The sequence below is a fragment of the Blochmannia endosymbiont of Camponotus sp. genome (assembly GCF_023586085.1).
In the GTDB taxonomy this organism is placed as follows: domain Bacteria; phylum Pseudomonadota; class Gammaproteobacteria; order Enterobacterales; family Enterobacteriaceae; genus Blochmanniella.
Map to the genome: position 1 here is coordinate 468122 of NZ_CP097757.1, position 13147 is coordinate 481268.

10 protein-coding genes are annotated in these 13147 nt (G+C 26.4%); 4 read left to right on the plus strand and 6 right to left on the minus strand.

Translation table 11 applies throughout. From position 1 onward, the window contains the following. Positions 1–51: 51 nt before the first annotated feature. Entirely contained in the window at positions 52–936 is an 885-nt protein-coding gene (gene cyoA, locus M9400_RS02020; RefSeq protein ID WP_250232197.1) for a ubiquinol oxidase subunit II, read from the minus strand. Positions 937–2709: 1773 nt separating this feature from the next. Here cyoA and clpP point away from each other — a divergent pair. Both clpP and clpX read left to right on the plus strand, forming a co-directional pair. Then, positions 2710–3345, plus strand: coding sequence for an ATP-dependent Clp endopeptidase proteolytic subunit ClpP (gene clpP / locus M9400_RS02025; protein WP_284307538.1), 636 nt, complete (start codon positions 2710–2712; stop codon positions 3343–3345). A gap of 139 nt (positions 3346–3484) precedes the next feature. Further along, positions 3485–4762, plus strand: a complete 1278-nt coding sequence (gene clpX / locus M9400_RS02030; RefSeq protein ID WP_250232198.1) for an ATP-dependent Clp protease ATP-binding subunit ClpX — start codon at positions 3485–3487, stop codon at positions 4760–4762. Between the two features lie 207 nt (positions 4763–4969). On the opposite strand, the gene M9400_RS02035 is transcribed toward clpX, so the two are convergent. From M9400_RS02035 to metK, 5 genes are all read right to left on the minus strand, one after another. Next, positions 4970–5209 (minus strand): oxidative damage protection protein, encoded by a 240-nt coding sequence (locus M9400_RS02035; RefSeq protein ID WP_250232199.1) that lies wholly within the window; start codon positions 5207–5209, stop codon positions 4970–4972. 74 nt (positions 5210–5283) lie between these two features. Beyond that, positions 5284–6333, minus strand: a complete 1050-nt coding sequence (gene mutY / locus M9400_RS02040) for an A/G-specific adenine glycosylase (RefSeq protein WP_250232200.1) — start codon at positions 6331–6333, stop codon at positions 5284–5286. A 666-nt stretch (positions 6334–6999) separates the two neighbouring features. Further along, positions 7000–7434 carry a Holliday junction resolvase RuvX gene (gene ruvX, locus M9400_RS02045; protein WP_250232201.1) on the minus strand — a complete coding sequence of 145 codons (435 nt, stop codon included), beginning with the start codon at positions 7432–7434 and terminating at the stop codon, positions 7000–7002. Continuing rightward, positions 7434–8015, minus strand: a complete 582-nt coding sequence (locus M9400_RS02050; RefSeq protein WP_250232202.1) for a YqgE/AlgH family protein — start codon at positions 8013–8015, stop codon at positions 7434–7436. The genes ruvX and M9400_RS02050 overlap by 1 nt, the downstream gene beginning before the upstream one ends. Positions 8016–8568: 553 nt before the next feature. Then, on the minus strand, positions 8569–9735 hold the full coding sequence (gene metK, locus M9400_RS02055) for a methionine adenosyltransferase (protein WP_250232203.1): 1167 nt from the start codon (positions 9733–9735) through the stop codon (positions 8569–8571). A 762-nt stretch (positions 9736–10497) separates the two neighbouring features. Here metK and speB point away from each other — a divergent pair. Further along, complete coding sequence (gene speB, locus M9400_RS02060) at positions 10498–11415, plus strand: agmatinase (protein WP_250232204.1); 918 nt, start codon at positions 10498–10500, stop codon at positions 11413–11415. Positions 11416–11934: 519 nt separating this feature from the next. After that, complete coding sequence (locus M9400_RS02065) at positions 11935–13110, plus strand: phosphoglycerate kinase (protein WP_250232205.1); 1176 nt, start codon at positions 11935–11937, stop codon at positions 13108–13110. Positions 13111–13147 lie beyond the last annotated feature (37 nt).

Below are 13147 nucleotides of genomic sequence, written 5' to 3' on the forward strand. Positions count from 1 at the left end.
TAATTTCACTGAAAATACATCATTTTTATATGAAAAATTAAAAATTAAATACTAAAAATGTTCTTGCTTTTGATGTTTAAATTTATTAATCACATTATAAAACAAGTTAGAGTGTACATTAGAAAAATAAATGATTGGATGATGTTCACTAGGCTTAGCTAACTCTTCATAAATTGACATATTATTAATGTGATAAGATGATTTTTGAACTTTTTGTATCCATTGCTCAAATTCTTTTTCAGTTTTTGTAACAAAGACAGTAAATTTCATGCTAGAAAATCCTTGTCCACTAAAATTTGATGAAACGCCTTTATAGCATCCTACTTCGTTAGCTATTAAATTTAATTCAGTATGCATTCCAGCCATAGCATAAATTTGTCCTCCTAATTGAGGAACAAAAAAAGAATTCATAACCGAATTAGAAGTAACATTAAACTTTATAGGTATACATTTTGGAAAAACAAGCTCATTAATAACTGCTACATTTTGTTTCGGATAAATAAAAAGCCATTTCCAATCTAATGATATAACATCAATAACTATTGGTTGCACAGGATAAGATACAATAGGCTTTTTGGGATCTAATTTATGAGTAGATTTCCAAGTTAGGACTCCTAGAAAAATAATAATTAAAATTGGCACAAACCAAATCACAAATTCTATTTTTCTAGAATTTGCCCAATTAGGATCATATTGTATGTTTTTAATATTAGATGCTCTATATTTTACGGTAAAAAAAATTGTCATTACAATCACGGGGACTACTATGGTGAGCATTAATCCGAACGCAGTCAATATTAATGAACGTTCTTCTATTCCAATTTGCCCCTTAGGATATAATAATACTAAATCATTACACCCACTCAATATTGCTACTAAACTACACAATAAACAATAAAACACATATTTTTTTATATTATATACACTAAATTTCATACAACAAATTTTAATACAATCAAATATATTCAATTTTTAAATTGCTCATCTTACCGCAAGTCTTTATTAATGTAAACAAATTTAATATATACCTAAAATACTTCTATATTTGTAACTTCCTAATAAACATTAGATTATAATTATACATATTTATACTCGAAGCTAATTTCATTCTATAATATAAAAAAATAAAAATTAAATATTCAATCGCTTAAAATTAGTCATTTAAATATTTAGATTTATAGATATAATTAATTTTAATACTACCACTCTGTATAATTTAAATTAATTAATTAAATTATAATTACATTATAGATTTTTAAAAACGTTTATAACTTTATATGATTTTATATTTTCCTTATTATGTTCCACCTATAAAATTAATAAAAAATAAATTAGATATATACGTAATTATTAAAAAATATTAAAGGTTTGCAAAAATATACTATACTGTCACTTGTAATTTAAATATTATCCACGTAACATACCACGCTAGATTTAATGTATCTTTCTAAAAGATGTATCTTCATAAGTTTCACGTTAAAAATTCTTATTTATTTTTAAAAAATTATAAAATAATTATTTGCTAAAAAATAATACTAAAATCAGAAAATTATAATTCCGTTTATTTTATTATTTAAAACAAGTAATATAAGTACAGCTACATATAAAATTAAAAATCAAGCAACGTTAAAATCAAAAAATATTAATAGTAAAAATCTTAAAAATAAGATCAATATAATTTTAAAAAATATAAAACACACCATACATTTTCAACACAATGATAAAAATAATCAAATCTTTATCAACACATAACTAAATAATTTTTCATTATAGTATACAATACTATTTCTTAATATAAATATTGATTTTTCCACATGAATATTATTAATAAAATCTAAAGAAAAATACATAGCCCTCCTTATTCTTTCAAAGAATAAAAATTCTAAATTTTTAGAGTTATATGAAAATAATATTAAAATATTCTAATCTAGACAACAATATATATATATTTACATATAAAAATTGTAAATATATTAAATATCATTTAAAAAATAACTATATAAATACAATATCAAAACAAAAAACAGTATAGCAATTTAATGCTATTAAATTACCTGCTATATTAATAACAAATACGTTTAATCATTTAAAATAACAAATTAATAAAAAACATAGTATTAATAAACATTCGCGACAAAATCACTCTACACTTTTTAACACAATTTAATTTTAAAACCAGAGATAAATATTGTATAAAACTATATTATTATTTAATGAAATTATTAAAACATTGATATTAATTATCCTTTTAATTTAAGAATTGGTAATTCTTAAATTAAATAAATTTGATTTGTCGTACAAACCAAATCGTTTAAAACCAATATTACAGTCATGAAATATATTTACTATCTGTTTTTAACACAAAGAACAATTGATTTTTATTCTTAATTAATCAAAATCTAAAAAAAGATACTGCATGCAATAAATTTATACATTATGATTACACAATATAATAAAAATTCACAGAATATGATAATAATTTTATTATATGTACTGTAATAAAAAACGAAATAGCATATATATAAACTGTTCTATTATAATGATTAACTATCTAACAGATAGTAAGTGGCTCAGGATTATATCATAACTATTTTAGTTAACAAAAACATGATCATTAAAATTTAATTTGAAATTTTCTACAAATTGTATTATATCAGGTTTAAATAATATTTTTATTTAACAGATATCTAATAAAGGAGGATACAGTGCATGCCATGGAAATATTCAAATAATTTTAAAACACCTTATTGTTGTCGGAATATGGTAATAGTACCAACAGTAATAGAACAAACTATCCGAGGAGATCGTGTATATGATATATTTTCTTTATTACTAAAAGAAAGAATTATTTTTATGACAGGGACAATAGAAGACAATGTAGCTAATTTGATCGTTGCACAGATAATGTTTTTAGAATCAGAAAACTCAAAAAAAGACATCCATTTATATATTAATTCTCCAGGAGGATTAATAACTGCAGGAATGTCAATATATGATACCATACAATTTGTAAAACCTGACGTTAGCACATTTTGTATGGGGCAAGCTGCTTCTATGAGTGCTTTTCTATTAGCTTCCGGTACTAAAGGCAAACGATTTTGTTTACCGAACGCTCGAATGATGATTCATCAACCATTAGGATGTTTTCAAGGCCAAGCTACCGATATTGCTATTCATACTAAAGAAATATTAAAGATTAAAAATAATATAAATGAGCTAATGGCAAAACATACAGGACAATCTGTTGATACAATCAGCAAAGATACAGAACGAGATTGCTTTTTATCTGCTGATGAAGCTGTGAAATATGGATTAGTAGATTGTGTATTACCCCAACGAACATAAATTCGTATCATTACTTACTTTATATTTTATTATTATCATTATCTGTAAACATAATTTATATCTGAATTTATTTTCTATTTTCAAATAGATTTTTAGTTCATTTTCATTGATTAAAAATCAAAAGTAAGGACATTAAGCTGTGAACGATAATCATCAAAATCATTCAAAAAATACATTATATTGTTCATTTTGTGGAAAAGATCAAAATCAAGTATTAAAATTAATTGCGGGAGTATCAGCACATATTTGTGATACATGCATTGGTTTATGTAAAGATATAATTAATCAAGAATTTAAAGATAAAGTAATCAACGAAAATTTAATTAAATTTCCAACACCCTATGAAATTAAAAATCATTTAGATGATTATGTAATTGGGCAAGAACATACTAAAAAAGTACTCGCAGTAGCAGTATATAATCATTATAAACGTTTGCGTAATGCAGATATATATGCGCGTGATAATAGTACAAAATTATTTAAAAGTAATATTTTATTAATCGGTCCTACAGGAAGTGGAAAAACATTATTAGCAGAAACATTAGCTAGTTTTCTTAATGTGCCTTTTGCTATATCAGATGCTACTACTCTAACAGAAGCAGGGTATGTAGGTGAAGATGTAGAAAACGTTGTACAAAAATTACTACAACGATGTAATTATGATGTAAATAAAGCACAACAAGGTATTATTTATATAGACGAGATAGATAAAATCTCTAGAAAATCAGAAAACCCTTCTATTACCCGAGATGTCTCTGGGGAAGGAGTACAACAAGCTTTATTAAAACTAATCGAAGGAACTATAGCTGCAGTACCACCGCAAGGAGGTCGTAAACATCCGCAGCAAGAATTCATACAAGTGGATACTACCAATATTCTTTTTATTTGTGGAGGTGCTTTTTTTGGTTTACATCAAATTGTTCAGAAACGCACCACCAACAAACGTACAATTGGTTTTCAAATCTCAGAAAGTAACAACACATCCAAAAATACTGAATATTCGTTATTAAAACAAATTGAACCAGAAGATTTAATTAAATTTGGTTTAATCCCAGAATTCGTTGGAAGACTCCCAATAATTTCTGCTTTAGATGAACTAAAAGAAAAAGAATTAATAAAAATATTAAAAGAACCAAAAAATGCCTTAATTAAACAGTACGAAATATTATTCCGTATAGATGGAATAAAATTGGAATTTTCAGAAACATCATTAACTGCTATTGCTAAAAATGCTATGAAAAGAAAAATTGGTGCTCGTGGACTTAGAGCTATTTTAGAAGATATATTACTAAACGTAATGTATGAATTACCTTCTCAAGATAATATAGATAAAGTTATAATTGACGAATCAGTAGTGTTTGGAGAGTCAAAACCACTATTAATCTACAATAAACATGAATTCACTAATCTTAAATAGATACTTATTTAGATAAACGAAATACAATACATTGGGGAATTAAAACAATAAATTGTTTTTTATTATTGTAATAGCACACCAATCAAACTAAAAATCCAAATGAATATACATATTCATTTGGATTTTTAGTTTGATTGGTGTGCTATTATTTAAAAGTACGATCAAGAAAAATTACTCAATTATTAATTCAATTAATAATTTTTATATCTAAAAATCTTTTCCGAACAAAAAAATCTTCATTTCTCTTTCAAGTGTTGTACGATCTGAAATATTCATCATATTCAATTTATTTTCATTAATTAAAACAATTTGTTTATTTTTCCATTTCATCCACGCACCTTTAGAAATATGCTCATAGATATATTTTCCTAACGATCCTGGATAACACGGAGCATCTAATCCCTCAGCATATTTTTTTAAAAAAACACAATAAATTATTTTAGGCATTATTATAAATTTTTTGTTACAGTAATTATTCTTTTAATTTAAATTTTCTTCAATATTTTTTGTTATAATTATAACTATAGTCTCTGTAATATCATAGAAATTGGTCTAGGTAATCCAATAATTGGAGGATCCGTCAAATCATACCAGATTCCATCTTGCTTGCAATTTATCTTTTTATTTATACTAAGTAATACAGGTCTAATTTCCAAATCAACATTACTTAATTTATGTCTTAAAATAGATAAGTCTATATATTGATCATTATTTAAATTATAATTTAATAACCATACATTCAACATATTAAAACTAGAAAACTCAGGAAAACAAAATAATCCTCCCCAAATCGTCTGATATAATCTTTTTTCAAGCCATATCATTTTTACTTTATGACGTTGCAATAACAACAATAAAAACCAAATAGTTTTTTTTAACAACTTTTTAGATGGTTCCTTTCTAGGATATTGATTCACTCTATGAGTTAAAAAAGCTTGACAATTTTCTTGAAGAGGGCAGTCTTTGCAGACTGGGCATGTATTAGTACATATCAATCTTCCCAGATCCATCATAGCTTGATTAAAAACTCCCGTTCCTGTATCAGGAAGTAATTGTTCACTCAATAACCACAGTTTATTATTTATTTTAGATTTATTTCCTAACAAATAATAATCAACAGCATAATATCTTGTTAAGATTCGTTTTATGTTACCATCGAGAATAGGGTGACGTTGATCTAATGTTAATGACAATATAGCTCCTGCAGTAGATCTTCCGATGCCAGGAAAAGAAATAAGTACATTGAAATCTTTTGGAAAATTACCACAATAATCCTGAACAATAATTCTGGCTGTTTTATGCAAATTTCTAGCCCGCGCATAATAACCTAATCCACTCCATAAAAATAATACTTCATCTAATCCTGCTTCTGCCAATTGTATAATTGTTGGAAATCTTGCAATAAATCGTTCATAATAGAAAATTACAGTTTTTACTTGTGTTTGTTGCAACATAATTTCAGATAACCATGTTTTATACATTGTTTTATTCAATTGCCATGGCAAATCTTGCGTTCTATACTTTTGATACCAAAGTAATATACTTTTAGAAAAAATTAAATTTTGAGCCATATATATTTTTACGATATTAAGTTTATATTACAGGTAACTAGCACATTCTGTAATCAATCTGCATTTTTATAAAAGAATATTTTATAAATTAAAAAATAAACTCAATACAAATACCGTCTGATATATTATGATAAATAATCAAAAACACTCTAATACAAACCAGATATAAAAATTTGGCCTAAGAATTTATACAGAATTTTATAAATATTTTATTTTTATAAATAACAACACTTATACAAAATAAATTAACTCTATAAAAATTTCATGTCCATATTTTTTATAATGCATAAAACATATATAATTCAATCGCCAATCTAAATTGAGTATAATCTTTTAACTTTGATTAGGTTATGAAAAATACAAATATATTATTTCTTATAAAAATTAATAAATATTTTCATCGTTGATTCCATATTCACACTGCCATACAAAATAAATCTTTTAAAACCACCTACACTTTTAATTCACAATATTAACTGTATATACGTACCACAAATTATACTACTTATTTATGAATATAAATATCATAATATTATCCTCAATATTATTTATTCAACACTCTCAAACAATAAATCACAAAATAATTATTTAATTTTAAAATTATCATCATATTAAATCCTCTAGTATTTATTCTCAAAAATACTTATGTACAGGAATACTATTCCATCACATTTTAAAAGACTGATTCAACCAACTTTTTAAAATTACTCCAGCTGCTATTGCATTTATTTTAATATCCTGTTGTGCATGTAAATAATTATAATGATTTTCAAAACAATCTAAACGTGCTTCACTCGTACTAAACCGCTCATCATGCATCTCGACTGTAACAGGAAACTGTTTCTTTAATTGTTTAGCAAATCTTCTTGCTAAGATTGTAATAGGCTGTACTCCTCCATTTATCTTCAAAGGTAACCCTACTATCATTGCTACTGGTTTCCATATATTATAAATATCTTTAATTTTTCCCCAATTGGGTATACCAGATTGCGATTGTAATACAGTAAGAGGCCTTACAGTACAAGTCAATTTTTGACCAATTGCTACTCCTATATTCTTAGTTCCAAAATCAAAACCCATAATTATATTAACAATTGACATCAAGCATGGCCTGTTTGATCAGTAATATTACGAATATCAATTCCTAATATTTTTGCAGCTGCACGCCAACGAGCAATAATAGGAGTATGAAATAAAATTGTTTCATTAGCAGGAACAGTAAGCCAAGCATTTTCCATTAATTCATGTTCTAATTGACCTTTAGACCAACCAGAATAACCAAGCGCCACTAATACATCTTTTGGTTGATTAGGAGTGCCTAAAGTTTCTAAGATATCTCTAGATGTAGTGATCATAGCTTTTGAAGAAATATTAACACTAGACCCAAAACCTTTTTTAGGAGTATGTAAAATAAACCCCCGATCATCTAACAAAGGACCTCCAGAAAATACTGGATTATCTAATCGAATAGACGGATCTCGTACAGGAGACACAACCTTCAAATTATGTAATATATTTTCTACTGTACATCTTTCAACTAATTTATTGATAACAATACCCATAGCTCCTGTATCATTATGCTCACAAATATATACTACTGACTGTTTAAATAATGGATCTTTCAGAGCAGGCATAGCTATTAGAAAATAATTTTGTAAATTTGTTATCTCATGCGTTAACATAAATTATTTTATAAATCCCTTTTATTAAAGATAAAAAATTTAAGATTTAATAACTAATTAGTTTTTGTAAAACCGCCATAATTAATTTAAACTGTGTTATGTGCAAAAAAATTTAATCATTAGTAATAACCAACTAACCACATGGGTATAATTACCTTATCAATTGCTAATATAAATTTATTTAAATAAATCACCTATCCAGAATAAAATTCTATGTAGTTATTGTACTGACAACAATTTCGTCTTTATTCCATAAATTCTTTATAAAAATACTCTCTATAAAGATCATTATCCTTAATCCATAAAAATGGATTCTACTATTTTGTAGCATAAAAGTGTATTTGTTTAATACACACATTACAATAAACCTCTTAAATTTTACTATATTTAGAATAAAAATTATTTACAAACACAATAACAATTATCTACATAGTTCTTATAAATATAAGAATCTATTCATATAAACCCATAATCAAATTTATAATTAATATTGTTACAATCCCTATACTAACAATTTCATTACATATTAATCAAATAATAAATATACAAAATATTACGGAGATATAAATTTTAAACCAGCTGCATCACGAAGTAATTCTACTTTATCAACTTTCTCCCAGGGAAAATGTTCACGACCAAAATGCCCATATACAGCTGTATCTTTATAAATTGGTTTTAACAAATCTAACATAGTAATTAAACCATAAGGACGGAAATCAAAAAAATTATTTATTAGCTTTATCAAAATATCATGTGAGGTTTTCTCTGTTCCAAAAGTTTCAATACTAATAGATATTGGATTTGGTATTCCAATTGCATAAGAAACCTGAAGCTCACAACGATCTGCTAAACCAGCTGCTACAATATTTTTAGCAACATATCTTGCTCCATAAGCGGCTGATCGATCTACTTTTGATGGATCTTTTCCAGAAAAAGATCCTCCACCATGACGCGCCATGCCTCCATAAGTATCCACAATAATTTTTCTTCCAGTTAAACCACAGTCACTAATAGGTCCTCCAACAACAAAACAACCACCAGGATTAATAAAAAATTTAGTATTATCAGACAACCATTTTTTAGGTAACACTGGTTTAATAATTTCCTCCATCACAGCCTCTTGTAAATCTATTAACTTTATACCACGAGCATGTTGAATGGACAACACAACTGCTGCTATTCCAATTATCTTTCCATCTTCATAAGCAACTGTTACCTGACTCTTGGCGTCTAACCCTAACCAAGGTAACACGCCATTTTTTCTCATTTGAGACTTTCTTTTAATCAAAAGATTCGCATATGTTATCGGAGCAGGCATTAAAACATTAGTTTCATTAGTAGCATATCCGAACATTAATCCCTGATCACCCGCCCCTTGTTTTAAAAAATTACCATGATCTATGCTATGTTTAATTTCTGAAGATTGTTTATTAATTACACTTAATATCACACAAGAATTTGCATCAAATCCCATATCTGAACGAACGTAACCAATATCACGAATAGTATTTCTAGCGATTTCTTCCATATTTACCCAAGCAGTAGTGGTAATTTCTCCTCCCATTACTACTACACCTGTTTTGATAAATGTTTCGCATGCAACGCGCGCTCTTGGATCTTGCGCTAAGATAGAATCCAATACAGCATCAGAAATTTGATCTGCAATTTTATCTGGATGTCCTTCTGATACAGATTCAGATGTAAATAAATATTGCGCCATTCATTCTATCCCTTATAAATATAGAATATAAAACTTATTAGCAAAATCTGTTATATATATAGTCAACATACTGAAGCAAACTACATGTAGAAACCCATCTATATATAGATACCAAGATAATATAATTTATCTTATTTATTTAAAAATAATTCCAAAATTGTTGAGTAATAAATTGCAATCAAACATTTTTATGAAAACCCCTGCCATATAGATACTTTTCATCTGTTATTTACACCAAAAAAATTATATTAATTTTTAATATTTACATTTATTCGCTTCCATTATCAAATATATATTTAAATTAATTTATTAAAAATCACAAACATTATTCCAGCATAGTTTGCATCGTGCAAATAAATTACCAAATTCTAATAAATACTCACTAGCTACGTAAATAAAAACTTACTTTATTTATCATTTTTCACAAATATCTTCATTTTTTGTGTTTATAAAATAATTAAAATTAATAATAAGTTGCAATACACTTTATTTATAAATTTAATTGCCTATGAATCAAATTCTTGAATTACAAGCAATGAATATAACATATATATGCAGATATAATTACATGCTTTAGTATAAATTAATTTTAATACGCCCTAAAATTTATAGGTTATAAAACTAATATACATTACATTTATTAAAAAAGTTATATGAATATTTAAATATTATTAATTTATATTAATATTCTATTTAATTTTACTTAAAACTATATTTAATATATAATAAGTTGTTTGTATATTAATTAAACAAAAGAAATACATGCATACTTTAAATTATAAATGTGATAACTCTTTATTTTCAAATGCTTTTGGATTTTTCAGATTTCCATTAGAATTTGATCCTTATAATAACAACAGTGACTGGGTAATTACTGGGGTCCCTTTTGACATGACTACTTCTGGGCGCGCAGGAAGTAGGTTTGGACCAACTGCTATTCGACAAGCATCTATAAATTTAGCCTGGGAACATTGTCGTTGGCCTTGGAATTTTAATATACGAGAAAATTTACATATAGTTGATTGCGGGGATTTAATATATAAATCTGGAAATATAAAAGATTTCGTAAATTCTCTACAAAATCATGCTGAACATTTACTAATTTCTGGAAAAAAAATGCTATCACTTGGAGGTGATCATTACATCACATTACCTATATTACGTGCATATTCAAAAATTTTTGGAAAAATCGCAATAATACACTTTGATGCACACGCAGATTACTACTACAATGATAGTAAATATGATCATGGTGTTATTATATTACATGCGCTAAACGAAGAATTAATTGATCCTATACATTCAATACAAATTGGTATTCGCACTGAATACAAAAATAACTTTGGCTTTACAGTACTAGACGCAGAATATGTTAACGACATGCGTACAGATATTATTATAAATAAAATAAAATCAGTTGTTAAATCTTTTCCAATATATTTAACATTTGATATTGATTGCTTAGATCCAGCTATAGCGCCTGGCACTGGGACCCCAGTAATTGGCGGACTAACAAGTTATCGTGTTCTAAAATTAATACGAAGTTTTACAAACTTAAATATTGTAGGTATTGATTTAGTAGAAGTAGCTCCAGCTTATGATTGCGCACAAATCACCGCTTTAGCGGCTGCTACATTGGGATTAGAAATCCTGTATACTCAAGCGAAATTAAAGAACTAAAAAATTTATTTTATATATTATTAGCTATTTAACAATTTTAATTAATAACCATACGAAAAACAACAATATTAACTTATAAGATCACATTATATTTTCAATACCTGATGCTGATGCAACATCAATACTATAAAATTAAGCTAACTACTATACTTAATCGCTATATTATTAAAATATAAAACCCATAAATAACTTGAAAATTAAATTATTGTTAAATAAGTTAAAGATGACTATATTCTGATAAAATATTTCATATTTTTCTATATAAATACCAATGCTACCAGTATATCATATACTATTTATAATTACATTAATTGTTTAAAAGTATTCATGTTATTAATTGATTAATAAATTAATAACAACCTAAATTTATTCCAAATCGTATACTATTATTAAAAATTAATTGTTAAAAAATAAACTTAATTATTGAACATAATATATACAACGCAAGAAAAATATTTTTACTATTAATATATGATTCTTTTATTAATATGTTTCTTTATACATAAAAGGTTTTCCATTATGAATATCATAAAAATAAGTGATTTAGACCTAACGGATAAACGTGTTTTAATTCGTTCCGATTTAAATGTACCTGTTAAAAACGGAATTATTACTTCTAATAGAAAAATTATTGCATCATTACCTACTATTGAATTAGCTTTAAGTAAAAGTAAATATGTTATGGTAGCTTCTCATCTAGGTCGACCAATAGAAGGAAGTTATGATGTAAAATTTTCTTTACAGCCCGTGGTTGAATATTTAAAAAAACAATTAATTAATCAAGATATAAAAAAAATACGGCTAGTTACAGATTATTTAGAAAACACAAACTTTATGGAAAAAGAGCTGTTAATTTTAGAAAACGTACGATTTAATAAAGGAGAAAAAAAGGATGATGAGATTTTATCAAAAAAATATGCTATGTTATGTGATATATTTGTCATGGATGCATTTGGCAGCGCTCATCGTACACAAGCTTCTACGCACGGTATAAGCAAATTTGTTTCTGTAGCCTGTTCTGGACTCTTACTACAAAAAGAATTGGAAGCCTTAAGTAAAGCATTACATAATCCTATGAGACCAATGGTTGCAATAGTTGGCGGATCTAAAGTATCTACTAAATTAACTGTTCTGGACTCCTTATCAAAAATTTCAGATTACCTTATAGTAGGAGGAGGTATCGCAAATACCTTCTTAGCAGCTCAAGGAAAAAAAGTAGGTAAATCTTTATATGAAGAAGAACTAATACTTACAGCAAAACGACTTTTAGAAAATTGTGATATACCTACCCTTACTGACGTAAGAGTGAGTACAGAATTTTCAGAAACTGCTCAAGCAACTATGAAAGCTGTAATTGATATTAAAGATGATGAGCAAATTCTTGATTTAGGTGATGAGTCTATTGCTAGAATATTAGATATCTTAAAATGTGCTAAAACTATTCTTTGGAATGGCCCTATTGGAGTATTTGAATTTCCAAACTTTAGAACAGGCACAGAAATGATATCTCATGCTATTGCTAAAAGTAATGCTTTTTCTATTGTTGGGGGAGGCGATACCTTAATGGCTATTGATTTTTTTGGAGTTTCTGATCAGATTTCTTATATTTCTACCGGAGGTGGTGCTTTCTTAGAATTTATTGAAGGAAAAACATTTCCATCGGTAAAATTGCTTGAAAAACATGCTATTAAATAATTAAAAGTATACATATCATAGATTAATAAGTATTATA

Bases quoted from the DNA above. Each gene is read 5' to 3' on its own strand.
- cyoA (WP_250232197.1), bottom strand. From the start codon at position 936: ATGAAATTTAGTGTATATAATATAAAAAAATATGTGTTTTATTGTTTA.
- clpP (WP_284307538.1), top strand. From the start codon at position 2,710: ATGCCATGGAAATATTCAAATAATTTTAAAACACCTTATTGTTGTCGG.
- M9400_RS02035 (WP_250232199.1), bottom strand. From the start codon at position 5,209: ATGCCTAAAATAATTTATTGTGTTTTTTTAAAAAAATATGCTGAGGGA.
- mutY (WP_250232200.1), bottom strand. From the start codon at position 6,333: ATGGCTCAAAATTTAATTTTTTCTAAAAGTATATTACTTTGGTATCAA.
- ruvX (WP_250232201.1), bottom strand. From the start codon at position 7,434: ATGTCAATTGTTAATATAATTATGGGTTTTGATTTTGGAACTAAGAAT.
- M9400_RS02050 (WP_250232202.1), bottom strand. From the start codon at position 8,015: ATGTTAACGCATGAGATAACAAATTTACAAAATTATTTTCTAATAGCT.
- metK (WP_250232203.1), bottom strand. From the start codon at position 9,735: ATGGCGCAATATTTATTTACATCTGAATCTGTATCAGAAGGACATCCA.
- speB (WP_250232204.1), top strand. From the start codon at position 10,498: ATGCATACTTTAAATTATAAATGTGATAACTCTTTATTTTCAAATGCT.
- M9400_RS02065 (WP_250232205.1), top strand. From the start codon at position 11,935: ATGAATATCATAAAAATAAGTGATTTAGACCTAACGGATAAACGTGTT.